This window comes from Maricaulis sp. D1M11, assembly GCF_047308265.1.
Lineage (GTDB): Bacteria > Pseudomonadota > Alphaproteobacteria > Caulobacterales > Maricaulaceae > Maricaulis.
This window is the reverse complement of sequence record NZ_JBKQWY010000011.1, coordinates 94,444-118,865: the sequence shown is the minus strand read 5'-3', so window position 1 is coordinate 118,865 and position 24,422 is coordinate 94,444. Positions and strand designations below refer to the sequence as shown.

Sequence of the window (24,422 nt, the reverse complement as noted above, 5' to 3'; positions counted from 1 at the left end):
TTGTGTCCGGGGTGAAGCGGTGGATCAGGTGAGGGTGTCATAGACGCTGGTGAGGCGACGCGCGGTTTCGGCCCAGTTATAGGTCCTGTCGACCTTGGCCTGACCCTGGCATCCCATCGAGCGCGCGCGTTTGGGCGAGGAGAGAAGCGCGCAGACCTTGTCCGCCAGATCGGCCGGGTCATCCGTGCACAACAGGCCATCCTTGCCATCCTCGATCACTGATCGCATGACCGGCATGTCGAAGGCGACGACCGGCTTGCCGAAAGACCAGGCCTCCAGATAGATCACGCCCAGACTTTCCTCACGCGAGGGAACACACAACAGATCGCATGCGGCCAGGGCTGATTTCTTGTCGACGCCGCTGATGGTCCCGGTCACGACCAGACGCGCATCTCCCAGCGCATCAATACGCTGTTTGATGGCCGTGGCGACCGGGCCGATCATGACGATGCGGGCCGTCGGATGCCGGGCCCAGATCTCCTGCCGGGCGGCGATCAGCTGATCATACCCCTTGCTGTCAACCAGCCGACCGAGAAACAGAATGACCGGATCATCACCCAGATGCCATTGCGCCCGGAAAGCGTCCGGATCGGGCGTGCCTTCATCAAACAGGGGCGCCATCGGGCACACATATACCTTGTCGGCACACGCGCCTTGCTGGGTCAGCCAGTCTTTCTCGTATTCCGTCATGGCAATCAACGCATCGGCCCGGCGATAGAGCGCACGAAAGCCGGCGGAGGACCAGCCTTTACCCTCAGGCAGGCTGGTATGGGCGAGCGGTGTCCATACAAAGGGTTTGCCGGATCGTGCCGCGGCGCGGGCCAGGGGGGTGAAGCCATTATAGATGGCATGGACGATATCGCTCGTCCGGGACAGGTTCCGGATCTGACGGTCAATCCCGGGCTGGGCAATACGGGCATAGAGACCGCGGGCCAGTCGTGAATGCGGAGCAAAGGATCCGAGAGTGTTCAGAACCGGCCGACGCAGGGCATCGGCACCGATCTGGTGGACCTCAATGGAAGCGTCGCGGAAGTGGTGGTTTTTAACACGGGAATACGCCCAGTCGGTCGGAGTGGATTCCGTGCTGCAGACATGGACGACACGCGGATCATGGTCGATGGCGAGTTCCTGCGCCAGGCGACGTGTGTGTAATTCCGCGCCGCCCATATGCGGCCAGTAGCGCGGGATGGTGATGAGCGGGCGCAGGCGACGGGTCATGATGAAAACTCCTCGGTGCGGCGATCGGCGGCTTCGCGCATGGCCATTCCCATAACGACCAGGCCCGGCCAGAACAGGTAGATCAGCATTTCCAGGTTCTCGCCAACCGTGAACAAAACCATCAGAAGGGTAATCGCGAGAGCAGCGCGTCCCTTGGGGCTGGACAGGGCGAGCAGGGTGAACTCGGCCAGGCTCCACAGGAGCGGGATGGCAAAGGCGAACACGCCGGTTATGCCCTTGATGAAGAGCAGGCCGAACCAGGTGTGGTGACTGCCGATGGGCATGTATTCCACATAGTGCGGTCCGTTTTCCACGACGCCATGTCCCCACATGGGCGCTTCGGTTCGCCAGCGATCAACTGCGATCCGGCCGAGGGCCTCGCGGACACGGTTGGAATCGGCGCGCATGCCCCGCACCGCATCGAGCGTGTCATTGACCTTGATCAGGATGGGCTGGGCAAACAGCGCCATACCGAATGTGGGAATGGAGCCAAAGATCCACAGAACGCTCCGGCGCAACTGGGAGACACCGAACGCTGTGGGCCAGACGGCCATCGCCGCTGCCAGACCCAGTCGGGAGGCGGACAGAACAATGATCGCGAGCGCGGACACAACACCAATGATCCGCCAGACCGGACGTTTGTCTTCCAGTGCCAGGATCAGATAGAGATTGCCGATATAGGCCGCAGCGGGAGACCACGGAGTGAAATAGCGCCACCGCGCCGTGCCGTCTCCCGGATTGATGGAGTAGAGCTGGACCGCGAAGAATTCAGGACCCGGTCCGCCCACGGCCTTGAGGGGGGAGACAAACAGGACTTCGGGCAAACCGACCTTGGGCGCCATGAACAGGGCCGGGGTCAGTAACAGGCTGATGAGACCGGTAATCGCCGCGCCCTTGATGACCGTCTCGAACTTGATGCGCAGGCAGGCCCCGGCCAGGGCAAACATCGCGAACAATCCCCAGCCCTTGGCCCAGCCAATCGTGGATTTAATGGTTTGTCCCGTCCCCAGATTGTTCGCGAAATGGGCAACCAGCAGCGAGATCAGCATCACGATCATGCCGGCGATCCAGATCCACACGCCGATGGGAATGCCCGGTGGGCGCTGGGCGCCGGGCAGCATGGGCGCCAGATAGGCGCGCAAGAGGTAGATGCCGGTCAGCGTGACCCCAAGAACCGGCCCCAATACATACAATCCACCGATTGCATAACAGGGCCAGGTCACGGCCAGGGAGAGGCCGACTACACGATCTTCCAGAGCGCGCGGATCAGTGGCAGACGCAGCCATAACAAGATCACTCCCATGAGATACAAGAAGAAACCGCCGCCCGCGGCCAGGGCCGCGATTTTCTTGGACGGAGAGGTGGCTTTTTCCGGCAGACCGGGATCTTCCAGGATCTGGGTCAGCGGATAGGATGAGTAGAAGTCGGACCGAGCGGTGTCATAACGGGCGAGGGCCGAGGCAAAGACCGTCTCTGCGACCTGGTGGTCACGTTGCAGGGCGTCCAGGCGGGCGGCCTGTGCTGACATACCCTGGATGCGGTCCTGATTGCGGGTCAGGCGATTGCGCAGTGATTGGGCTTCGGCACGTTTGCCAGCGGCCTCCGCAGCGACCAGAACCAGTTGACGCAGTAGCCCGGCGCGCTCCTCATCCATATTGATCTCGGCGAGGCGCAGCATGCGATATCCGGCGACACCGAGCAGGGCTTCGCCCCGTTCCCCCATGGCGCTCAGAAGGCCCGCATGGTTTTCCCGCATGGCCCGCATTTCCGGGTGGTTGGCACCATAGATGCGGCGATATTCGGCAATGGATGCGGCGATACTGGCCAGTTCCTGGCGCAGGGCTTCAAACTGTGGATCGCCGCGCAGGATCAGAACATGCGCCGCGATGTCTTCGGGAATATCGATCAATTCAGACAGATGGGCGGCCTGTTCGTTCTTGGCCCGCGCCTGGTCCAGGGCATCCTCCAGGCTGTCCTCCAGCCCGTCCGTGCCCGTCAACAGAGCCTGGAACTGGTCCAGCGAGACCAGGCCGCTTTCAGCCTGGAAGACCATGATGGCTTCGCGCGTGCGCAGCACATTGGCTTCATATTCGGCCAGCGTGTTTTCAAAACTCTCATCCCGCGTCTCCAGCTCCTCTGCGCGCAGTGCGTCGAGTTCCTGCTGGAACACGGTGAGCAAGGATTGCGCATAGGTCTGGGCGGCTTCGGGAGAGGGGCCGCTCATCTCGACAAAGATCAGCGGGGTCATGTCGACCAGTCGGATACGGGCCTCTGGATAGTCCGGGAAGGGCACGCCTGACAGCTCGGCCGCCGCAGAGCGGACGCGGAACGACATCAACAGGCGTTTGTAGTTTTGTGTCGGACTCAGATTGGGGCTGGAGAAGGGGGAGGAGGATGCAGAGCTTGCCTGGCCCAGCGATTCCAGGTTCACACTCGCCCCCGGGCCTGTGCCCGGCAGGATCAGCGTGAAGCCGCTGGTGTAGGATTTGGGTGTGGCGACGTAGTACAGCCCGGCGATACCGCCAAACAGGATCAGGCCCAGAGCCAGAACCAGAATATAGCGCAGAATACGGCCATCCCTGTTGAACCCGACCAGGAGCTTCCCCCACCAATGACGGCGGACAATAGCCAGGTCCCGATCCCGGTCCTGTGAGGTGTAGTGCCGACCAGAACCCGAGCGGGGTTCCGGCGGGCCCTCCATGGGGGGGAAGGGGGGCGGGTTCATCGGGCCGCCTCCGCCAAGATCGAGACGTTGACGGCCGGGTAGATGATGTCGCTGAAGGCGCTGACGACGTCACGCACATTGGTGACGTGGCTGTCATAGCAGGCGATCGCATCATTGGGCAGCATGACGGGATTGAAGGCATCCCGGTCTGCCCGACGGACAAGGCCCTCAATCGACCGGGCGATGACTTCGCTTTCGCCGGTGACCGGATTGCGCGAGATCAGCACCGCCCAGCGATTGGCATTTGTGGCTTGAATACCCCCGACGCAGTTGGCCGATACCAGCGCCTGCAAGAAGCGGGTGCCATAGGGCAGGCTGGTAGCCTCGGCGCTGATCGCGGACTGGGCATTGGATGAGGCGGGCTGGGTCAGGTTCGACATGAACACACGCACACCCGACATCGTGACACGGGAGGGGCGGGCCAGGGCTTCCTGGAAACAGCCGCGGGACAGGATGTGGACCTGGTCGCCGGCTGCCAGCACCGGATCCGCAAACCGCTGACCATTCAGTGCGCCGGAGACGTCATAGACCCGGCGAGCGCCATCGCGGACGACGACGACATTGCGGATGTCCGCATCGGGACGAATGCCTGAAGCCCGGGACAGCGCCGTTGTCAGAGTGCGGCCCGTCGCGACATCGCCGCCGGCCTCGACCCGATTGACGAATATGGAGTCGGAAGGCTGGTCGTTCAGCAGCATATCGCCCGGCTGAAACACGGCGCCGCTGACATGAACCTGCACCGGGGCCCAGTGCACGACGTCCAGGTCGAGCTGGAGAAAACCGGCGCGATAGTATTCGCCTTCGATCAGGGCAGCGGAAATCAGACCTTCCACTGTTTCCGCCGGAAAGCCAGCGGCCATGACCGGGCGCAGGTGAGGCAGAACCAGATATCCATCCGGCCCGATGATGTAGCGCCCCTCAAAGGCTTCACCTTCAGGCAGGCGGATCTCGACCATATCGCCCGGAGAGAGCGGCGGTGCAGGCGGCTGGCTGCCCCCGGTCATCAAACGACTGTCCGGAGCCGCCATGGGTAGATCGGCATCGGTGCAGCGGGCCATATCGCCATAGCGACCCTGGCCCGACAGTGTGGTCTCTTCGGCGGGCTGCATGGGTTGGCGCGCCGACATATACGCTCCGCTTCTCAGATCCACCGTGTTGCGGGGTTCTTCAAAGGCCGTGGCACAGGCACCGGCGAGCAGGGACAAGGCAAGTACGGACAGGCGCGTCATGATGATCTCCTAAGCGCAAGCTTCCCTGAGGGACTGTCAGGCGCGGGCCTCGGGCAGGGCGGATGCGATGTGCTGTGCCAGGGCTTTTGCTGTGCGGGGGCAGCGGCATTCGATCTCACGAACGACCGTGCCGGCCTCCTGATGGCTATGAACCCGGATGGTGGGCGCATCCTCGCGTTCGAAGGCCCGATGCAGGAAGTCAAACAGGGCCCGGTCAAAACGATGACGCTGGGCGGGGTCTGTCAGGCGGTATTGGTTCGTGATGTGTCGGGTCATGGCGAAACTCCTTTTGATCGGAGTGTCGCAAGGCCTCTGCCAGACCGGAATTCGCGCTTAGGCCTTGTTTTTCAGGGGCTTCGAGGCCGATCCGCAAAATGCGATTCGCAAAACGGTCGGGCATCCTCGCATTTTGCGAGCACAGCTATTGCAATTCGCAATCCCGTCTCGGCGATGTGTGGCGTCGATCCGGGGAAGGGCCCAAAAAACAGTTATAATTCAGTTGTTTGCCGTAGAGGTTGTGGTTGGCCCCAGCTTGGCCCCCCGCTTGAGTGGACAGAGTCATCGCACGCAAGCAAGGGAGGATGTGCAGATGAAACGAGTTCTGGTCACCGGGGGCGCAGGTTATGTCGGCTCCCACGCCTGTTTGAAACTGGCTGAAGCCGGCTATATGCCGATCACATATGATAATCTGTCGACGGGGCACCGCGAATTTGTGCGGTTCGGCCCGTTTGAAGAGGGCGATGTTCGCGATCGCCAGCGCCTGGCCGAGGTGATGAATTGTTACCGTCCAGAGGCTGTCATGCATTTTGCGGCGCAGGCGGATGTTGCCGCCAGCATGCGCAATCCGGAAGAGACTCTGGGCATCAATCTGGGAGGCACGGCCTGTGTCGCCGACATGGCAGCGGAATGTGGAGCTGACGCCTTTATCCTGTCATCCACCTGCGCGGTGTACGGAAATTCCGGGTCCGGTGGCGCATTGACAGAAGAGACATCGATTGCACCGGAAAGCCCTTATGGTGAGTCCAAATACATGGCGGAATGTGTTCTGGCCGCCCAGGAGAGCAAGACCGGAATGCGGACGGCCCGATTGCGCTATTTCAATGCGGCGGGAGCGGACCCGGAAGGCCGGATCGGTGAGTCGCACTATCCGGAAACCCATCTGATCCCGCTGGCTCTGAAAACGGCGCAGGGTCGTCGGGGTCCGCTGAAAATCTTCGGCACGGACTACGACACTCCGGACGGCACGGCCATTCGCGATTACGTGCATGTGCTGGACCTGGCAGATGCGCATATCGCGGCGTTGGAGCATTTATGGGCGGGCGGACAGAGTCTGGTTGCCAATCTGGGGACCGGACAGGGAACCAGCGTGCGTGAGATCATCCAGACCTGTCATGAAGTCACGGGTGAGCGCATTCTGGCCCTGGCGTCCGAGCGCCGCCGGGGGGATCCCGCCGCGCTCTATGCTGATGCGAGCCGGGCCTTCGACGTGCTCAACTGGAAACCCAGGCACGAGTTGATCGACATGATTGCCCATGCCTGGGCCTGGCATAACACCCACGAGGCCCAGATTCTGCGCGAAACCCGGTCGGCTGCCGAATGACAGAACTAGCTGAATTCGGGCGGACGTTTTTCCAGCTGGGCCATAACGGCTTCCACCTGGTGCGGCTGCCCGATCAGGGCTTGCTGGGCGTCGGATTCGGCCTGCAGTATCGCCGCTGTGTCGGCTGAATACGCTATCTCCAGCAACCGCTTGCCGTGGCGGATCGCAGACGGGCTCTTGCTTGCGATCTCCCTTGCCATCTGTTCCGCTGCGGCAAGCGGATCTATTTCCACCCGTGTCGCCAAACCTACAGCGACGGCCTCCTCGCCCGAGACATTGCGACCCGTATAGGTCAGTTCCGCCAGAACATCCGCGCGCACCAGGCCCGGCAAAATCGCACAACCAGACATGTCTGGCACCAGACCCCAACGGATTTCTGCAATGGACAGCGTGGCGTCCGGGGCGACCAGTCTGATGTCTGCGCCGAGAATGATCTGAAGTCCGCCTCCCAGTGCTCCGCCCTGGACGGCCGCAATCACCGGAATGTCCAGTTCCCGCCAGACCCAGGCGACCTTCTGAGGTGTATTGACCAGGCCATGTGTTCTCGGTCTCAGATCTGTAGGCGCGCCATCCCCGTCTGCCATTCCCGAAAAGCTCATGAAATCGAGGCCGGCGCTGAACATCCGGCCTTCACCGCTCATGACGACGACACGGATATCGGACCGGGTCTTGATCCAGTCTCCGGCCTCGATCAATCCGCTGAACATGGCGGGGTCGAGCGCATTGAGCTTGTCGGGACGATCGAGGACGACCCGCGCGATATGGTCGGCGATATCGACACGAACCCGGTCGTGAAAACGCTGTGAAGTGGACATGGTGACCTCCCGTTTTTTCAAAACCTTGCCGCCAAGCCGGAGTGGGGGCAATCGCTGTTTTGCAGGCCGCACCGCGATCAAAGCGCTGTGAGAGTGATTGGCCTTCGGGTGTAAGGACGCTAGCTTCCCCACTGATACGCGAGAAGGGGATGAGAATGCGCATTTTGACACGCACGGCCGTTGCGGCCTTGTCGATGGTGACATGGGCCGGGATGGCACCTGTGGCATCTGCCGAACCGATCGAATACTTCCAGCTGGACGGTGTCACATATGATGAGGCGATCACCCGGCCGGAGGATGTTCTCGGTTTTGGTGTGGGTGACCGGCCGGTCCGCCATGATGTGATGGTGCGTTATCTGACCGAAATCGCCGAGGATTCCGACCGGATCAGCGTCGAAACCCTGGGGTATTCGCACGAAGGTCGGCCGATCCTTTTTTTTGTGGTGACCTCGCCAGACAATCACGCCCGAATTGACGAGATCCGCGCCCAACATCTTGAAACACTGGACGCAGGGGCCGTGGCCTCCGACAGTGACAAGGCGGTGATCTGGCTCAATTACGGTGTTCATGGCGCGGAAAGTGCGGGCATGGATGCCGCTATTCCCACCTTGTACCACTTGGCGGCGGCCGAGGGCGCCGAGATTGACGCGATGCTGGATGACAGCGTCGTTCTGATCACGGCCGTTTTTAACCCGGATGGCCATGCGCGCCGAATCAATCATGTTGAAATGTTTGGCGGCGCTGTCGAAACCACCGATCCTGCGCACCAGCAGCACAATTTATGGGTTGAGGCACGCACCAATCACTACTGGTTCGATCTCAATCGTCAGTGGCTGCTGCAGACGCAGCCGGAGAGCCAGGCTTGGCTCTCCGCCTGGCATCGCTGGAAACCCCAGGTCTCGGCGGACTTCCATGAAATGGGAACTGAATCGACCTTCTATTTCCACCCGGGCGAACCTTTGCGCCGCAATCCCCTGATCCCGGAGGATGCCCGCACTCTCACCCAGGCGATTGCGCAACATCATATTGCCTTCCTGGACAGTGAAGCGCGGCTGTTTACGTCCGAGGAAGGCTTCGACAATTTCTATGTTGGAAAGGGCTCGACCTATCCCCAGGTCAATGGCTCGCTGGGCATTCTGTTCGAAGTTGGCGCAGCGCGTGGCGGTCTGATCGAGGCCCAGCGCGGGCTGGTAGATCATGGGGAGAATGTGCGGACGCATTTCCGTACCTCGCTGACGACGATCGACGGGGCCCGCGCCAATCGCGCAGCAATTGCCCAATATCAGCGAACCTTCTTCGCTAATGCGCGCAGCGCGGCGAATGCAGACCGGGACCGGGCCTTTGTGGTTTCGGCCGCGGATGACCCGGCCCGTCTGAATGAGTTTATCGATCTGTTGAACCGGCATGATGTGACGGTGCAGACCCTGACCCGCGATGTCCGACTGGACGGTCAATTCTTCGAGGCCGACCAGTCCATTCTCATCGACCTTCGGCAGGATCAGTACACCATGATCCGGGCCTTGTTCGACCGGGTGACCGAGTTTGATGAGAACATCTTCTATGATGTGTCCGGCTGGACGATGCCGCTCGCGTGGGATCTGGATTATGCCCCGCTGGGCCGGAATTTCTCACCGGGCCTGGCTGGCGAGGCGCTCAATGCCCAGCCCGTCTCCTTCGCACCGCCTCAGCGTTCTGATTATGGCTATGTGATGCGATGGTCAGACTATTATGCGCCTCGCGCGCTCTATCGCCTGCTGGATGCGGATGTGCGGGTGCGTGTCGCGACCGAGCCTGCGGAAATTCTCACCGAGGCCGGACGCGAACGGTATGGCGCGGGAACGGTTTTCATTCCGTTCCAGGGTCAGGATGTCGATCGTGATGCGATCCATGATCTGGTCAGCCGTATTGCAGCAGAGGATGGCGTTCCTGTTCAGGCCGTCCGCTCGGGATCGACAACAGGCAATACACCCGATCTGGGGGATGGGTCGGGTTTCCGCTCGATCCGCAAGCCTAGCGTGCTTGTCCTGTTTGATGATGGTTTGGCCCGGTATGATGTCGGGGAGATCTGGCACCAGCTGGATCACCGTATGGAAATTCCCGTGACCTTGCGCCGCAAATCCCAGCTGGGTGGACTGGACTGGTCGCGATACACCCATCTCGTGATTGCCGGTGGGGGCCGGACCGGACTGGGCGAGCGAGCGTCCGAACGGGTCGAACAGTGGATCCGTGAAGATGGCGGCACCGTGATCGCCCTGCGTCAGGCAGCGTTGATGGCACAGTCCACCTTCCTCGGTCGTGAGATCGATGAAGACGCGGAGGATGAGAGTGATGAGGAGGCCGGACCTGATCGTCGCAGCTATTCAGACATGCGTCTCAATGATGCAGAACACGTGATTGGCGGCGCCCTCTTTGCAGGCGATCTCGACACGTCGCACCCGCTGGGCTGGGGATATACAGATCGTGATATTGCCCTGCATCGCAATGCGACCTTCACTCTTGAATGGCCGGAGGACAATCCGTTCGCTGTGGCGGTGCAATACACTGAAGACCCGCTTTTGTCGGGTTACGCGTCGCAACGACGCCTGGAGGAGATCGGTGGCACCCCGGCGGTCGTCGCAGAACGACTGGGGCGCGGCTCAGTGATTCTGTTTGCCGATAACCCCCTGTTCCGGGCCACGTATCGCGGCAACGAAAAGCTGTTCATGAATTCCCTGTTTTTCTCACAGGTAATCATGGATCCGCGCGGCGATTATGAGGCACATCAGCACGAATAAGAGAGGCGCGCCCGGAGTTTTCGTGTTCCGGGCGCCCTTTTCTCCAGAATTAGCAATATTGAAACCATAAACTTGAAGCTTCTTCGAACCAGATGAGTCTGTTCGTGGAGGCAACACATGTTTGGACTGCGCCTGAACCTCGTGCATCGATTGTCGATTGCGGTGGGTTTGCCGATTATTGCCCTGGTGTTTTTCGCCGGTTTCTTTGTGATCGAGCAACGCCGAGAGGCGGTGCGTATGAGCACGATTGCCGAGATCACCCGTTTTAGTGGCAATCTGAGTGCCGTGATCCACGAGCTTCAGCGCGAACGGGGCAATACGGCGGGCTTTATTGGTTCCGGAGGGGGTGCGGTGTTTACCCAGCGTCTTCGAGACCAGCGCCAGCGCACCAATGCGATCGTGCAAGCTTATCGATCAGCCCTAGCCGAACAGGATCAGTCTCAATTCAGCGCCGAGTACCAGGCCAAGATCAATGCTGTCAGCACGCAATTGGCGCAGCTGGGCGATCATCGCGGCGCTGTGGATGCCGGGGGCATGTCGCTCGGCAATGGCGTCTCTTTTTATACGGCGATCATCAACTCCATCTTCGAAGCCTATGTCGAGGAAATCCACGCGACGGATGATGCCGGCATGACACAGGGCATGATCGCACTGCTCAATCTGATGGAGGCCAAGGAGAAGGCCGGGATTGAACGGGCGATCGGTTCAAACTCGCTGGGGTCCGGTTCAGTCTCCCAGCAAAACCATCGTCGTCTGATCGAGCTGCAGGCCGCCCAGAATGCGTTCATGCAGGAATTCGAGATGATCATGGGGGATGAATGGAGTTCGCGTCTGCGCACCGCGATCGCAGCACCCGAGGTGGAGGTTGTCCGGTTCCGTGAACTGATGAGCGAAGGCGGGTATGGAGCGTCAGTCCCGCAAGGGCGGGGCGGTGACTGGTTCGATGCCTCGACCGTGCGAATTGATGCTCTGATGGATGTTGAAACCCAATTCTCCAATCATCTGATCGGGCTGGCAGAAGCCCGCTTGTCCAGCTCAACCCGATCGGCCTGGCTCACAGGCACGCTGGCCGCGGTGGTGACGTTGGCGACGATCATGATTTCGATCTTCGTCACCTTGGGGGTTGTCCGCCCGATCAAGGCGATTACAGAGAATCTGACCGAGATTACCCAGGGTAAGCAGTCTGTTGATATTCATGGTCTGGAGCGGACCGATGAAATCGGTGTTCTGGCGCGCGCCGCCCGGGATTTCCTGATTGATTCTCGCAAGCGACGGGAGCTGGAGATCGAAAAGGCACAGGGTGATCAACTGGCCATGGAGCAGCGCACACGTCTGATGCGCGCCATGTCGAGCGAAGTCGAAACGGCGTCCGAGCGCAGTCTGGGCCGGGTTGTGGAATCGGCATCGGATATTCGTACGCGTTCGGTCGCGGTACGGGAGGCGCTGTCTGACGCCACGCACGAAGCCAAACAGGTTGCGGCCCATGCCCGGAAATCAGAAGAACAGGCCGATGATGCCGCGATCCAGGCGGATCAGTTGATTCATGCGATCAATGAGGTCACGGAACAGATTGCCACCAGTGACAAGCTGAGCCGGGATGCGGTCGCCCGGGCCGAGAATTCCAGCCAGACGGTCAACAAGCTGGACGAGGCCGCGGGCCAAATCGGAAGTTTTGTCGAGATTATCAATGGGCTTGCCGAGCAGACCAATCTCCTTGCCCTGAATGCCACCATCGAGGCGGCGCGCGCAGGTGAGGCCGGCAAGGGGTTTGCTGTTGTGGCTGCCGAAGTGAAGGCCCTCGCCGCCCAGACCAATCAGTCTGCCTCGGAAATCAATGACCGTGTGGCCGCGATCCAGGATCAGACCCAGGATACTGTATCCGCCATCGAGGCAATCTCCTCCTCCATCGCGACATTGAGCGAGGTCACGACGGCCGTGTCAGCGGCAATGGAGGAACAGCGCGCATCCACGGCCAGCTTCCGGGCGTTTGTCGATCAGACGCGCGGAACCACCGCGCAGGTGGCTGAAGGTGTGAAGCGGATTGAAGGCCTGACCGGTAATGCAGCGGGTGAGTCGGATCAGTTCGCACAGACGGCCGAGGCCATGGCGGACATGTCCGAACTGGCCCGTTTCGAGATTCCACGCATCGTGATCACAGCATCAGAACGCGCTGAAGAAGAAACCTATGGTGCGAAGTCCAGTACAGGCGGTTATGAGGCCTTTGATGACGTTAAGGCCTCTGCAAGTGATGATGGTGTAGATCAGGATCCAATATTCACTGATCAGCGTCTCGCCAGCTAGGAGTGGTCATGCAGATCCAACAAGATGTGAGTGCCAATCGCGCCGTGGTATCCTTGTCCGGGGTTCTGACCTTTGATGAACTGGAACAGATGACCCCGTTGATGGCTGAGATGAAATCCGGCTCCCACGAGTTGGTTTGTTTCGATCTAAGCGGTCTGACGTCGATCGATTCCGCCGGGATTGGCATGTTGTTGATGGCCAATGACCGGATTGCGACAGACCAGACGCGGTTCGCCATTCGCGGCGCCCGGGGTGTCGTTGCCAAAAGCCTACAACTGGCCCGGATCAGTGAAGTCCTGACGGTCGCCGACGCCTAGTCTTCGACCATCTCCACGAAAACCGGATTGGTGTAGAACCACAGATCGTCCCAGGGGTTTTCACCCAGCGGGTCGGCAGCCGGTTCGAGCTCATTGGTATTGGTGCCACGCAATCGGATGTAACCGTCACGCCGGATGAGCCCCATATCGAGTTCGATCCGGATCAACTCGCCATCCTGTTCCCAGTCCGCAGGGCCGAAGCGGGCGATCACCTCCACATGCGCGTGGTGCGCTGTATCGGGGTCGTGATAATGGCCTGTGATATCGCCCCGGATTACATCAATCCGATTGAGCCGGGGATTGCGCCCACCGAAATTCTCGGTGTCCGGGTCTCGAACCTCCAGGCGAAGGGTCACACGCGCGGGGCGGTCAAGGCGCAGGGTCTGGCCGGGCAGTTCGGTTCTTGCACCTGAGTCGGTTTCCAGTTCCAGAGCCAGTTCATCAACCAGATCGCCTGTCGTGACAAAGACATGACCGGCGCGCACGGCATCGAGCAGGGCATTGGCGTCGGCTGGAGCATGGACCCAGGTCTTGGAGTATTCACCGGGCCAGAAATCAGCCCCGCCTTCACGCCAGTGTTTGTGGGAATCGGATGACGCTGTGATCCACCAGCGTCGCCCCTCGGCCAGCATGGAATCCCAAAATCCCCCCAGTTGAGCGGTCATCTGGTCGTAGCCGCCATAGGTGGGATGGCGACGATAGCTTGCGCGGGCGGCTGTGAGATTGGGAGCCCCGAACGGTGTCAGGGTGGCGGCCTGGTGTCCCGGCGATCCCTCCATACCCACCGCCACGTTTGGCGCGGTATCGTTCCACGCTCGCAATTCCGCCGGATCGTCCCGGCCCCATTCGCCCTGTCCGGTCGCGGACCGGGAGGGGTGGTGGGCGATCAGGACAGGGGGTGGGGTCATGTCACGCATGGCCTCGAGAGCGTCGATCATGCGGTCCGGCGTGTCGCGATCCGGGTCCCGCGGCCAAGCGTCACGTTTGGCATAGGTCTGCTCAAGCGCATAGAGCCGGTCGGCTTCATCATGCGTGTGAGGCAGGATCAAGGCTGAATGATCCGCCCCGGGGGTGTCAAACTCCATGCCGTAGAACACGATCATGCCGGGATACTGATGTCGGGCCTCGAGCAGATCAGGATAGGCGTCATCGAGATTGAGGCGGGCGTGATTGGGGCCGCCATGATCCGTGCTGACCATCCATTCCAGTCCATGAGCCTGTGCCTGCGCCACATTCAGCCGGATTGGATAGATGGCATCGCCGGCAAGGATCGGTGTGGGGGGAGCGGTGGTGTCATCCCAGCCCACACTGTATTCGCTGTGGACGTGATGATCTCCGGCGCGCCAGCGGGCCAGCGACGCCTCCTCCAGATCTGCGGAAGTGTCCTGGCACATGTCGAGGGCGAACGCTGCGATGGCGAGGCATGTCAGCATGGGATACTCCTGTCTCCAGACTATATGACTCACGACGCCCGGTTTCGGGGACAGGCTGAGATGTAATTGTCCCCGTTTCCTTGGCGCGTGACTCGTCCTCCTGAGTGAATGGAAACCAGGCTTTGGACGTGGTGTAATGGCGTTGGCGCTGAGCGGAGCGGTCCGGATGAGTGATGACAGTCTCATTTCCGAGCTTCTGTCCCAGAAGGATCGGCTGAAGGGCTATGCCTCGCGGCGCATGCGGGACACATCCCAGGTCGAGGATGTCGTGCAGGAAGCCCTGCTGCGTATCGTGGAGCAAATGCGCCGGACAACGATCGAAAATCCATTGGCCTATGCCTATCGGGTTCTCGACAGCGTGATTTATGCGCAGCACCGAAAGGCGCCGGTGATTCATGATCCGGTGGATGAGCAGATTGTCTGCGATCAGCCGCTGGTGGATGAGCAGGTGGAATACAGGGAGCGATTCCGGCAATTCGCAGGACGGCTTTCAGACATGCCCCCCTTGCGTCGTCAGGTGTTTGTGATGCGTCACATTGACGGTTTGTCGCGCGACGCCATTGCCGTGCGTCTGGGCTTGAGTGTTGAGGCCGTGAAAAAACACCTGGTCCGCGCAATGTCGGACCTGGCCCGTGCCAATTTGAAGGCCTCGGGCAAGCCCGGACTGGACGGGGCACCAAAAAACAAGAAGATGGGCACAGGAGGCTCACGATGACGGTTCACATGACCGGAACAGATGACATGGACGTTTTCGAGCAGGCCGCGGACTGGTTTGACCGAAGTTCCGCGCTCGACAGCGCCGGCCTGGCTGAGTTTCAGGCATGGCTGGACGCCGACAGCTCGCATGCAGAAGCCTATGCCGTTGTGCGCCAGACCATGAGTGATCCGGCCCTGCTGGACGCTGCCCTCCAAGGTGAGTTTGCCGCCCAGGCAGCGCCGATCGTGCGCCCCGGGCTTTGGGGTCGTATTCAATCCGGCCTGGCCGACTGGGTTTCCGCGACATGGGTGGCGCCGGCGGCTGTGGCAGCCCTGTGTGTCGCGATTGCCGTTCCGGTCGCGCTCCAGCGCGGCGAGGACGTGGGCCCGGTTGTCGCACCCCGCATCGAGGCAAGCCTTTACTCCACGCGTCAGGGCGAGCGTGCCAGTCACGAACTTGCCGATGCGACGCGGATGGATCTGGGTGCGCAAACCCGACTGGAAGTGGCGTACTCAGATGCAGCGCGAGATATCCGCCTTCTGGATGGGCGGGCCCTGTTTGATGTGACCTCTGATCCGGCCCGGCGTTTCACCGTCGAGGCGAATGGTGTGCGTGCAACGGCACTGGGGACGATTTTCAGTGTTGATCGTCTCGCGGCTGATGTCGTCGAAGTTCGTGTCAGCGAGGGTGTCGTGCGTGTGGATGACCGTGCCGGACGCGCACATATGGCGCTTGCGGGAGAATGGGTGCGCGTCGATCCCATCCTAGGTCTTCAGCGAGGAAGACTGGGAGGTCAGCAGGACCTGACCGACTGGCGCTGGCTGGATGCGGATAATCTGGCCCTGCGTCACATTCTGTCGCGGCTGGCGGATTACACCGATCGACCGGTCCGGGTCGCGGACCCTGCGCTGCTCGACCAGCCCCTGTCGGGGCGATACCCGCTGAACGAGCCGGAGGAGACGTTGAGATTTGTCGCGTCCATCCTGGATGTCGATCTTGTCGAGACCGACGAAGGTTGGGAACTCCAATAAGCTAAAGGGCTGGATTTCCAGTCCTTTTTTCTATCTCGTTTTCGTCGCAAAACATTCACGCAACTCCCTGTCCCCAAACGACTGTCCGGCCGCTCTTCCCGGTCAGTGCGCACGGGACTGTCGGGTTCCGGTGCACCGCCACCGCGCTATCTGACCGTCCAATTGGGGGACATGACATGAAATCCATCGCTCTGATGAGCTCCGCCTCGCTCGCCGTTCTGGCTCTGGCCGCCCCGGCCCTGGCCCAGGACGACACCTCGTCCGCAGATGCCGAAGTCATCACCGTGACCGGTTTCCGCACCACGCTGGCCAACGCCCGTGACATTCGTCGTGAATCCGATGAAGTCCGCGATACCATCATCGCCGAAGACATCGCAAAATTCCCGGACCTCAACCTGGCTGAATCGCTGCAGCGTGTGTCCGGTGTGGCCATCAATCGTGAAGCTGGCGAAGGTCGTCGTGTGTCCCTCCGGGGTCTCGGCCCGGACTTCACCCGTGTTCAGCTGAACGGCATGGAAGTACTCGGCAATGTCGACTCGCCGATGGACAGCCGCGGCCAGCGTACACGTGACCGGGCTTTCGACTTCAACATCTTCGCGTCTGAGCTGTTCAATCGGGTCGACGTGACCAAGTCCTTCTCCGCCGACCAGAACGAAGGCGGCCTGGCCGGTACCGTGGGCCTGTTCACCGCCAAACCGTTCGACAGCGATGGTTTCCGTGCAGCTGTGTCGGCCCAGGCGGGTACCAACACGGCCACGGAGGACTTCTCTCCTCGCCTTGCAGGCCTGATCTCCCAGAATTGGGATGACCAGTTCGGCATGCTCTTTTCGGTCGCGTATTCCCGTCGTGACACCCAGGAGCAGGGCTACAACACCTATCGCTGGCGCGCCCGCGACAGCCGGGGTTCCGACCTCTCCCTGCTGCCGCAAGCCGACCAGGATGCCGTGAATTCCGGCAATCTGATCTTCCCGCGTGGTAACCGTCTGTCGGTTTGGGAAAGCGAACAGGAACGCCTGGGCCTGACCTTCGCCGCACAATGGCGTCCGGCCGAGAATGTGACCCTGACGTTTGACGCTCTGTATGGTGAGTTCACCGGCGAGCGTGACGAGCTGCATCTGGCGGCCCGGAACTCTTCTTCCACATGGCTGGGTGGAACGAACACCCACAATGGTGTGACTTATGGTCCGGCGACCATCAATGAGATCCGCTATAATGATGCCAACGAAGTTGTGTATCTCGACGTGTCGGAAACCAACATCGCCACGGAAACCCGCCGCCAGCTGGCCGAGAATGATTTCACGCAATTTGTTCTGTCCGGTGAGTGGGACGTGACCGAACGTCTGACCGTGTCCGGCCTGATCGGGACGGAAGAATCCAACTTCTCCCTGCCGATCTCCGACAAATTCTATCTGGAGACGTATGGCGGCGTGATCTCGGATTATACCGGTGACCGTCACTATGCTTACAACACCTATGATTTCGATCCGGCCGATGCGTCCGAGTGGTGGGCTCACGAGATTGATCTGGATGACAGCGAGCAGACGTCTTCCTTCGACAATGCTAAATTCGATCTCTCCTACGATCTGAACGAGGTGTTCGAACTGGAAGCCGGTGCCTCCTGGCAGAAGTTCGAAAACTCGGGCTCCGAACGTCGCATCTCCAACCTGCTGCGCTCTGAATGGCAGGCCGGAACGATCAGCGGTGATGTGTCCTCCGTCGCACAGGTCTTTTCGGGCCATGATGATCAGTCCTGGACGATCGTGGACATGGATGCGGCATTCAGCCTCTTCGGTGTCGACCGCGAAGCGTCCATGAGCGCCAATGCGGATATCCGCAACGAATATGCTGTCGAGGAAGAAACCGTCGCGGCCTATGCCAAGGTGAACTGGTACACCATGCTGGGCGACATGCCGTTCCGCGGTAATGTCGGTGTGCGTTACTTCGAGACCGAAACCACCGCTTTCGGTCAGGTGAATGGCCAGGACACGACCCAGACCAATTCCTATGACGATGTCCTGCCGTCCATCAATGCGGTTCTGGAAGTCACGGAAGATCTTCAGGTTCGTGCAGCCTTCTCCCAGAACATCAACCGTCCCTCTCTCGGCGCGCTGCGTCTGAATGGTTCGGTCTCCAACGTGGATAATGTTGGTGGTGTGGAGATCGAGGTGTCGGCCTCCAATCCGGAACTCCAGCCCTACACGTCCGACAATTTCGACCTCGGTGTGGAATACTTCTTCGGTGATGTCGGCATGATCGGCGCCGGCGTCTTCTTCAAGGAGATTGACGGTTTTGTTGGTACCGAGAGCATCAGCGGTATCGCGTATTCGCAAACCGGTCTGTCTCTCGACCTGCTGCAGGCTGTCATGCCGACGGGCCAGACGGCATCCTTGGACCAGGTGGTCAGCAATTACTCCCGCTCGGTGAACCTGAACTCCACTGAAATCACCGGTCTGGAACTGATCGCTCAGAGCGATTTCTTCTTCCTGCCGGGTCTGCTGCAAAATGCCGGTTTCACCGCAAACTACACCTATGTGGACGCGGAGCTGGACTATGCAGACGTGGTGGCCTCGAACTTCCCGGGCACGACCACGGTCTTCCCGCTGGAAGGTCTGTCCGAGGACACATTCAACTTCACGCTCTACTATGAGACCGACACTTATGGTGCGCGTGTGTCCGCCAATTATCGCAGCGACTACATCGCCCGTGTTGGCGGTGGCGGTTCCGATGAAGACATTCGCGGTTTCAATGAAACCACCTATGTCGACGCGTCCGCCTTCTACCAGATCAATGACAGCATCAAGTGGACGCTGGACCTGATCAACCTGACCGACGAGCGTGAGGAGCAATACTCTGACAGCGCCCGTCGCCTCTATAATACGACGACGAGCGGCACGACGGTCTACACCGGTGTGAACGTTCAATTCTAATCTAGCGACCTGACTGCAAGCGCCCTTCCGTCGGACCCCGGGAGGGCGCTTTTCTTTTTCCTGCAGGCTGTTTGGATGGGGGTATCGCACCTCGGTTGCAGGCGTCACGCACTCGGACAGCCTGAACGTGAATAAACAGTGCTGTTCTCAGCTCGACTCGACCTGTTTCATACCTCTGACATGCGCACAGGATAACCAGATCTTGGGGTTTCTCCGGGTCGGGACACGAGTTTTTGTTGGCATGAGGCAGCGCACTGGCATCTGCGGCATCATCGGGATGCTCGGACTTGTCTCGTCGACCCTGTCGCCGGCACACGCCCTGTACCTGTCGACACAGCTGACTCAGGTCGACGATGCCGTGGTCGTCGATTTCAACATAGCCTCCGGCTCTCTCGTTGAGGCGCTTCAACGTGTATCCGAGCAAGCCGATCGTCCGATCGGAACGCGCATGAACCTCACCCACATCAGAACGACCGGTGTGGTGGGGCGTTTGAGTGTAAGCGAGGCCCTGGCGCGCCTGCTTGACGGGAGTGGGTTCGAAGCTGTGGAGCGTGAGGGCGGATTCGTCATCGCGCCGGTTTCGGTCGCGATCCCCCATCTGGTCTATCCGGTTGATTCAGAGGTTGCGGATCCGGTGATGCCGATCGAATGGATCGAGGTGACGGGATTTCGCCAGGCCCTGTTTGACGCGTTGCGGATCAAGCGCTCGGACGTCGGTGTTTCCGATGTGATTATCGCCTCGGACATTGCGCGTTTTGCGGATCTCAACCTGGCGGAGGCTGTTCAGAGACTGCCCGGAGTTGCGATCAACCGCGAAGCCGGAGAGGGGCGTCGCATTACCCTGAGGGGGCTGGGCCCGGGTTTCACCCGGGTGGAGTTGAACGGCATGCCGGTGACGGCAGGGGTGGATTCCCCGATGGACAGCCGAGGGCAGCGCACGCGGGACCGCGCGTTTGATTTCAATGTCTTCTCTGCGGACCTTTTCACACGCATTGATGTCGACAAGACATTCTCTGCGGATCAGCGCGAGGGGGGGGCTGGCCGGTACAGTGCGGCTCTATACGCCTCGTCCGCTGGAGGTTGGCGCGTCTCTCAACCAGATCACCGCGCGGGTGGGCACGAATGACAGGACGGAAGATATCAGCCCACAGCTGACGGCGCGCTGGGTCTGGCAGCCGACATCGCGTTTTGGCGTGGCCGTTTCAGGCGCATACAGCCAGCGCGAGACCGAGGAGCAGGGGTATAACACCTATCGCTGGCGTCGTTTGACTGGAGGCAATACCGATCTTTCAGCGCTCGACCCGGTTCTGGCCCAGCGTATTGCAGAGGGTGAAATCGCCTTCGCGCGCGGCAATCGCCTGTCTGTCTGGGGGGCAGAACAAAGCCGTTTCGGTGTCGTAACAACCCTGCAGTGGCAGGTGAATCCGTCTGTCCAGGCTGTGGTCGACCTCATGCATGGCCAATTCGACAGTGATCGACAGGAGTGGCATCTCGCCTCTCGGGGGCTGGGCTCCACCTGGCTTGATGGAGATACACGTGTGGATGGTCAGCCGGTCGGACCGACACGCCTGCTGGAGCTGGACGTGGATGCCAACGGAGATGCTGTCTATCTCGTAGCCGACCAGGCAACAACGGCCTCGGAAACACGCATCCAGCGGTCACGGCACCGCATGGATCAGCTCTCCTTTGGTCTTGATTGGGATCTGAGCGGTGGCGGTGTCGTTCGAGCGTCGGGTGGGTGGCAGACCTCGAGCTATGATCTGCCCAAGAGTGACAAGTTTTATCTCGAGGCGTTGGGGCCTGTGACGACCGACTATCGGGCCGATCGTTTCTACGGCCGGAACACCTATGGATGGGATGTGGATCGCGTGCAGAACTGGCGCGCCCACGAAGTCGACCGGAACCGGTTCTATCGTGATCTCGAGCAACATACGGCCCGGCTGGATGTTCAGCAGCCCTGGCATGATGGCCTGGATGTTCACACAGGACTGGCCTGGCAGAGATATGCCAATTCCGGGCGCCGGGACCGCCTGGACGACCTGTTCGTCGACGTCTTTGAGAGTGGTGCGCTGGACGATGATCCCACACTGTATGCGCGCCGTCTCGATCGTCATGCCGACCAGGCGTGGACGGTCGTCGATCAGAACGCAACGTTTGAACGTTATGGTGTGGAGGACATTCCCATTCCGGTCGATCAGGTCTGGCGATTGCGCGAAGAGACCCTGTCGGCCTATCTGCAAGCGGCGTTTCGCTCTCAGCCAAGCTGGGGCGAGATCCGGGGTGAAGCCGGCGTGCGCTACAGCCGGACGCGGACCCAAACACGTGTCGGCCTGACGGGCCAGGATCGTAATACCGGAGAGAGTTCCGACTGGCTGCCAAGCCTGGAAGTGGCGACGGAGTTCGATGGCGGGCTGGTGATCCGCATGGCGGCGTATCGCAATATCAATCGACCACCGGTCGATGCGCTTGCCGCTGCGGTGGATGTCGAGCAGATGCCGGACAACAGTTATCGCATATCGGCTGGCAATCCGGATCTGCGCCCCTTCCAGTCCGATAATCTGGATGTGTCGTTGGAGTGGTATCCGAGCGGAACCGAGCTTGTCAGCGCTGCGGTCTTTTTCAAACAGATTGATGGTTTTATCGGAACGCAGGTCCAGACCGATCTGAGTTTTGCGGAGACCGGGCTTGATCCGGCGCTTGCACCTGCGCTCACCGCGCAAAGCCGCGTGGCCGAGTTTACGCGCAGCATAAATCTGGAAGACGCGGATTTGATGGGGCTCGAACTGGCCTGGCAAAGTGAGCTGGATTTTCTGCCCGGCCTGCCCGAGCCGTTCGGTTTCCTGGCCAATCTCACGTTCGCCGAGGGTGAGGTGAATTATGCCAGCCCGGACCAGCGGGCCCGGGGTGAAACAGCGATTTTCGGTCTTGAGGGCCTGTCAGACCTCACATGGAATGCCAGCGTGTATTACGAGACGTCGGATTGGGGGGTGCGGGTCTCGGCCAATCATCGCAGTGATTACGTTTCCCGAGGGGGCGCGACCGGGTCGGATGAGGATCATCGGGGTTTCAACGCGACCACCTATGTCGATCTGGCCGCCTTTGCCTATCTGGGTACAGACTGGCGATGGTCGCTGGATGTCATCAACCTGACGGATGAACGCGAAGAACAGTATTCCGACAGTGTCCGTCGTCTCTACAACGCCACGACCAGTGGTGTGACGGTCTATACAGGTCTGACCCGCCAGTTCTGAGAAACCGGTTCCCGGTTCACAAACGAAAAACCCGGCCGCAAGCGACCGGGTTTTGTGTGTCTCGGGAAAGACACGGATAAACAAGGTGTGCTGAGATCAGATGGACTGACCTGTCGCGGCCCAGTCCTTCAGGAAGGCTTCCAGCCCCTTGTCTGTCAGCATGTGCTTGGCCAGCGATTTGAGAACGGCCGGCGGCACGGTCGCCACGTCTGCACCTATCAGGGCGCATTGTTCGACATGAGCAGCAGACCGGATCGAGGCCGCCAGAATTTCGGTCTCGAAGCCATAATTGTCATAGACAACCCGGATTTTCTCGATCAGCTCCATGCCGTCCGTACCCAGATCGTCCAGACGTCCGATGAACGGGGAGATATAGGTGGCACCGGCCTTGGCGGCCAGCAGGGCCTGATTGGCGGAGAAGCACAGCGTCACATTGGTCGCAATGCCTTCGTCCGAGAATTTGCGGCACGCCTTCAGGCCGTCCCAGGTGAGCGGCAGCTTGATGACAATATTGTCGGCGACTGCGGCCAGTTTACGGCCTTCATCCAACATGCCCTCTGCATCGGTGGCGACGACCTCGGCAGAGACCGGGCCATCCGTGACAGAGCAAATCTCGGTAATCACTTCGATGAAGTCCCGGCCGGACTTCTTGATCAACGAGGGATTGGTGGTGACACCATCAATCAGGCCGGTCTCGGCAAGCTCGCGGATATCGCTAACTTCTGCCGTGTCGACAAAGAATTTCATTGGTCCTGTCCCCTAGTCGAGGCTGCGCGCCACAATGTTTTCGAGATATTCTTGACGGCCGCTGGAGTGCTGACCGTTGATACCGTCCGACATAACCCGATCTGCCGCCGCGTCCAAGCTTGTGGTCTCATCCAGCAGGAATTGTCCGAGATCGCCCGTCCAGCCGGAATAGCGCTCGGCCTTGTTGGTCGCGATACGGTCGTGTGCGAACAGGGCTTCGACAGCCAGGAGAGCTTTTGCGAGTGCGTCCAGCCCGCCCACATGACCATAGAACAGATCTTCCAGGTCGGAGCTTTGACGGCGGACCTTGGCGTCGAAATTGAACCCACCGGTTTTGAAACCGCCGCCCTTGATCAGTTCATACATGGCCAGCGTGATGTCGCGCGTATCCACATTGAACTGGTCGGTGTCCCAGCCATTCTGGTAGTTGCCGCAATTGATGTCGATCGAGCCCATAATGCCGAACGCATTGGCGGTCGCCACTTCGTGGGCAAAGCTGTGGCCGGCCAGGGTGGCGTGGTTGGGTTCGATATTGACCTGGACCTCATTTTCCAGCCCGTAGGTTTTCAAGAAACCATAGACGGTCGCCGTATCGAAATCATACTGATGATACATCGGCTCGTGCGGCTTCGGCTCGATGAGGATCGTGCCGCCAAAACCGATTTTGTGCTTGTGCTCGACGATCATGGCGAGGAAGCGACCAAACTGGTCCAACTCCCGCTTAAGATCGGTATTCAGCAGGGTATCATAGCCTTCGCGTCCGCCCCACAGGACATAATTCTCGCCGCCCAGTCGCTGGGTCGCATTCATGCAGTCGCGGACCTGGCGCAGGGCGCAGGCCGTCACGTCCGGATCCGGATTGGTGAGTCCACCGGCCGCATAACGCGGATGGGAGAACAGGTTGGCGGTACCCCAGAGCAGTTTCTGGCCCGTGCGTTCCTGATGACGCTCGAGATCGTCTACAGCGATGGCGAGGTTTGCTGAGAGTTCGTCCGGCGTGGGCGAGGCCTCGCACACATCCACATCGTGGAAGCAGTAATACGGCGTCCCCATTTTGGTGAAGAATTCGAACGCTGCAGCCCGCCGTTTTGCAGCGGCTGCGGCCGGTGTGTCGCCCTCATGCCAGGCGCGCGGGAATGTGCCGCTACCGAAGATGTCGAAACCATCCCAGCAGAAGGTGTGCCAGAAACAGATGGCCGGGCGGAGATGTTCTTCCATCGTCTTGCCCAGCACCACACGATCCTTGTCGTAGTGACGGAAAGCCAGCGGATTATCGGATTCCGGACCCTCGTACGGAATCGGGCCGATGCCCGGGAAAAATTGTGTGACTGCGGTCTGCGTGGTTCCATCCGCCATG

Annotated in this window: 18 protein-coding genes; 9 read left to right on the top strand and 9 right to left on the bottom strand. The window is 60.3% G+C overall.

The annotated features are described in order from the left end of the window. Window positions 1–24 precede the first annotated feature (24 nt). The 5 genes from RMQ97_RS15265 to RMQ97_RS15245 are packed head-to-tail and all read right to left on the bottom strand — an operon-like array spanning window position 25 to window position 5,448. Window positions 25–1,218 carry a glycosyltransferase family 4 protein gene (locus RMQ97_RS15265; RefSeq protein WP_413661769.1) on the bottom strand — a complete coding sequence of 398 codons (1,194 nt, stop codon included), beginning with the start codon at window positions 1,216–1,218 and terminating at the stop codon, window positions 25–27. Continuing rightward, window positions 1,215–2,504 (bottom strand): O-antigen ligase domain-containing protein, encoded by a 1,290-nt coding sequence (locus RMQ97_RS15260; RefSeq protein WP_413661768.1) that lies wholly within the window; start codon window positions 2,502–2,504, stop codon window positions 1,215–1,217. The genes RMQ97_RS15265 and RMQ97_RS15260 overlap by 4 nt, the downstream gene beginning before the upstream one ends. Then, on the bottom strand, window positions 2,459–3,943 hold the full coding sequence (locus RMQ97_RS15255) for a GumC family protein (protein WP_413661767.1): 1,485 nt from the start codon (window positions 3,941–3,943) through the stop codon (window positions 2,459–2,461). The genes RMQ97_RS15260 and RMQ97_RS15255 overlap by 46 nt, the downstream gene beginning before the upstream one ends. Further along, a complete protein-coding gene (locus RMQ97_RS15250; protein ID WP_413661766.1) occupies window positions 3,940–5,172 on the bottom strand; it encodes a polysaccharide biosynthesis/export family protein in 1,233 nt (410 codons plus the stop codon). The genes RMQ97_RS15255 and RMQ97_RS15250 overlap by 4 nt, the downstream gene beginning before the upstream one ends. A gap of 36 nt (window positions 5,173–5,208) precedes the next feature. Further along, complete coding sequence (locus tag RMQ97_RS15245) at window positions 5,209–5,448, bottom strand: hypothetical protein (RefSeq protein WP_413661765.1); 240 nt, start codon at window positions 5,446–5,448, stop codon at window positions 5,209–5,211. A gap of 313 nt (window positions 5,449–5,761) precedes the next feature. Between RMQ97_RS15245 and galE the strand changes: the two genes are divergently transcribed. Then, complete coding sequence (gene galE, locus RMQ97_RS15240) at window positions 5,762–6,772, top strand: UDP-glucose 4-epimerase GalE (protein ID WP_413661764.1); 1,011 nt, start codon at window positions 5,762–5,764, stop codon at window positions 6,770–6,772. Window positions 6,773–6,777: 5 nt separating this feature from the next. Here galE and RMQ97_RS15235 read toward each other — a convergent pair whose 3' ends face one another. Further along, window positions 6,778–7,587 (bottom strand): crotonase/enoyl-CoA hydratase family protein, encoded by an 810-nt coding sequence (locus tag RMQ97_RS15235; RefSeq protein ID WP_413661763.1) that lies wholly within the window; start codon window positions 7,585–7,587, stop codon window positions 6,778–6,780. A gap of 155 nt (window positions 7,588–7,742) precedes the next feature. On the opposite strand from RMQ97_RS15235, the gene RMQ97_RS15230 reads away from it, so the two are divergent. The 3 genes from RMQ97_RS15230 to RMQ97_RS15220 all read left to right on the top strand — a co-directional run bounded on the left by RMQ97_RS15230 (window position 7,743) and on the right by RMQ97_RS15220 (window position 12,979). Further along, window positions 7,743–10,361: a M14 family zinc carboxypeptidase gene (locus tag RMQ97_RS15230; protein ID WP_413661762.1), complete on the top strand. Its 2,619-nt coding sequence runs from the start codon at window positions 7,743–7,745 to the stop codon at window positions 10,359–10,361. A gap of 117 nt (window positions 10,362–10,478) precedes the next feature. Next, window positions 10,479–12,662 carry a methyl-accepting chemotaxis protein gene (locus tag RMQ97_RS15225; RefSeq protein WP_413661761.1) on the top strand — a complete coding sequence of 728 codons (2,184 nt, stop codon included), beginning with the start codon at window positions 10,479–10,481 and terminating at the stop codon, window positions 12,660–12,662. An 8-nt stretch (window positions 12,663–12,670) separates the two neighbouring features. Continuing rightward, window positions 12,671–12,979, top strand: coding sequence for an STAS domain-containing protein (locus RMQ97_RS15220; protein WP_413661760.1), 309 nt, complete (start codon window positions 12,671–12,673; stop codon window positions 12,977–12,979). Here the strand turns inward: RMQ97_RS15220 and RMQ97_RS15215 are convergent. Further along, window positions 12,976–14,412: a phosphoesterase gene (locus RMQ97_RS15215; protein WP_413661759.1), complete on the bottom strand. Its 1,437-nt coding sequence runs from the start codon at window positions 14,410–14,412 to the stop codon at window positions 12,976–12,978. The genes RMQ97_RS15220 and RMQ97_RS15215 overlap by 4 nt on opposite strands. Before the next feature lie 166 nt (window positions 14,413–14,578). Here RMQ97_RS15215 and RMQ97_RS15210 point away from each other — a divergent pair, with 166 nt between their 5' ends. The 5 genes from RMQ97_RS15210 (at window position 14,579) to RMQ97_RS15190 (ending at window position 22,318) form a co-directional block, all read left to right on the top strand. After that, entirely contained in the window at window positions 14,579–15,127 is a 549-nt protein-coding gene (locus RMQ97_RS15210) for an RNA polymerase sigma factor (protein WP_413661758.1), read from the top strand. Further along, entirely contained in the window at window positions 15,124–16,140 is a 1,017-nt protein-coding gene (locus tag RMQ97_RS15205) for a FecR family protein (protein WP_413661757.1), read from the top strand. Before RMQ97_RS15210 ends, RMQ97_RS15205 begins: the two co-directional genes overlap by 4 nt. 176 nt (window positions 16,141–16,316) lie before the next feature. Next, window positions 16,317–19,067, top strand: coding sequence for a TonB-dependent receptor (locus tag RMQ97_RS15200; RefSeq protein WP_413661756.1), 2,751 nt, complete (start codon window positions 16,317–16,319; stop codon window positions 19,065–19,067). A gap of 241 nt (window positions 19,068–19,308) precedes the next feature. Next, window positions 19,309–20,193: a TonB-dependent receptor plug domain-containing protein gene (locus RMQ97_RS15195; protein ID WP_413661755.1), complete on the top strand. Its 885-nt coding sequence runs from the start codon at window positions 19,309–19,311 to the stop codon at window positions 20,191–20,193. Next, on the top strand, window positions 20,117–22,318 hold the full coding sequence (locus RMQ97_RS15190; RefSeq protein ID WP_413661754.1) for a TonB-dependent receptor: 2,202 nt from the start codon (window positions 20,117–20,119) through the stop codon (window positions 22,316–22,318). The genes RMQ97_RS15195 and RMQ97_RS15190 overlap by 77 nt, the downstream gene beginning before the upstream one ends. A gap of 96 nt (window positions 22,319–22,414) precedes the next feature. Here the strand turns inward: RMQ97_RS15190 and fsa are convergent, their stop codons facing one another. Together fsa and xylA are read right to left on the bottom strand one after the other, a co-directional pair. Further along, window positions 22,415–23,065 (bottom strand): fructose-6-phosphate aldolase, encoded by a 651-nt coding sequence (gene fsa / locus RMQ97_RS15185; protein WP_413661753.1) that lies wholly within the window; start codon window positions 23,063–23,065, stop codon window positions 22,415–22,417. Between the two features lie 12 nt (window positions 23,066–23,077). Then, window positions 23,078–24,421 carry a xylose isomerase gene (gene xylA, locus RMQ97_RS15180; RefSeq protein ID WP_413661752.1) on the bottom strand — a complete coding sequence of 448 codons (1,344 nt, stop codon included), beginning with the start codon at window positions 24,419–24,421 and terminating at the stop codon, window positions 23,078–23,080. Between the last annotated feature and the right edge of the window lies 1 nt (window position 24,422).

Coding starts and splice junctions, on each gene's coding strand:
- RMQ97_RS15255 (WP_413661767.1), bottom strand. CDS start 3,943: ATGAACCCGCCCCCCTTCCCCCCCATGGAGGGCCCGCCGGAACCCCGC.
- RMQ97_RS15215 (WP_413661759.1), bottom strand. CDS start 14,412: ATGCTGACATGCCTCGCCATCGCAGCGTTCGCCCTCGACATGTGCCAG.
- xylA (WP_413661752.1), bottom strand. CDS start 24,421: ATGGCGGATGGAACCACGCAGACCGCAGTCACACAATTTTTCCCGGGC.
- RMQ97_RS15245 (WP_413661765.1), bottom strand. CDS start 5,448: ATGACCCGACACATCACGAACCAATACCGCCTGACAGACCCCGCCCAG.
- fsa (WP_413661753.1), bottom strand. CDS start 23,065: ATGAAATTCTTTGTCGACACGGCAGAAGTTAGCGATATCCGCGAGCTT.
- RMQ97_RS15260 (WP_413661768.1), bottom strand. CDS start 2,504: ATGGCTGCGTCTGCCACTGATCCGCGCGCTCTGGAAGATCGTGTAGTC.
- RMQ97_RS15235 (WP_413661763.1), bottom strand. CDS start 7,587: ATGTCCACTTCACAGCGTTTTCACGACCGGGTTCGTGTCGATATCGCC.
- RMQ97_RS15200 (WP_413661756.1), top strand. CDS start 16,317: ATGAAATCCATCGCTCTGATGAGCTCCGCCTCGCTCGCCGTTCTGGCT.
- RMQ97_RS15205 (WP_413661757.1), top strand. CDS start 15,124: ATGACGGTTCACATGACCGGAACAGATGACATGGACGTTTTCGAGCAG.
- RMQ97_RS15225 (WP_413661761.1), top strand. CDS start 10,479: ATGTTTGGACTGCGCCTGAACCTCGTGCATCGATTGTCGATTGCGGTG.
- galE (WP_413661764.1), top strand. CDS start 5,762: ATGAAACGAGTTCTGGTCACCGGGGGCGCAGGTTATGTCGGCTCCCAC.
- RMQ97_RS15250 (WP_413661766.1), bottom strand. CDS start 5,172: ATGACGCGCCTGTCCGTACTTGCCTTGTCCCTGCTCGCCGGTGCCTGT.
- RMQ97_RS15210 (WP_413661758.1), top strand. CDS start 14,579: ATGAGTGATGACAGTCTCATTTCCGAGCTTCTGTCCCAGAAGGATCGG.
- RMQ97_RS15195 (WP_413661755.1), top strand. CDS start 19,309: ATGAGGCAGCGCACTGGCATCTGCGGCATCATCGGGATGCTCGGACTT.
- RMQ97_RS15265 (WP_413661769.1), bottom strand. CDS start 1,218: ATGACCCGTCGCCTGCGCCCGCTCATCACCATCCCGCGCTACTGGCCG.
- RMQ97_RS15220 (WP_413661760.1), top strand. CDS start 12,671: ATGCAGATCCAACAAGATGTGAGTGCCAATCGCGCCGTGGTATCCTTG.
- RMQ97_RS15230 (WP_413661762.1), top strand. CDS start 7,743: ATGCGCATTTTGACACGCACGGCCGTTGCGGCCTTGTCGATGGTGACA.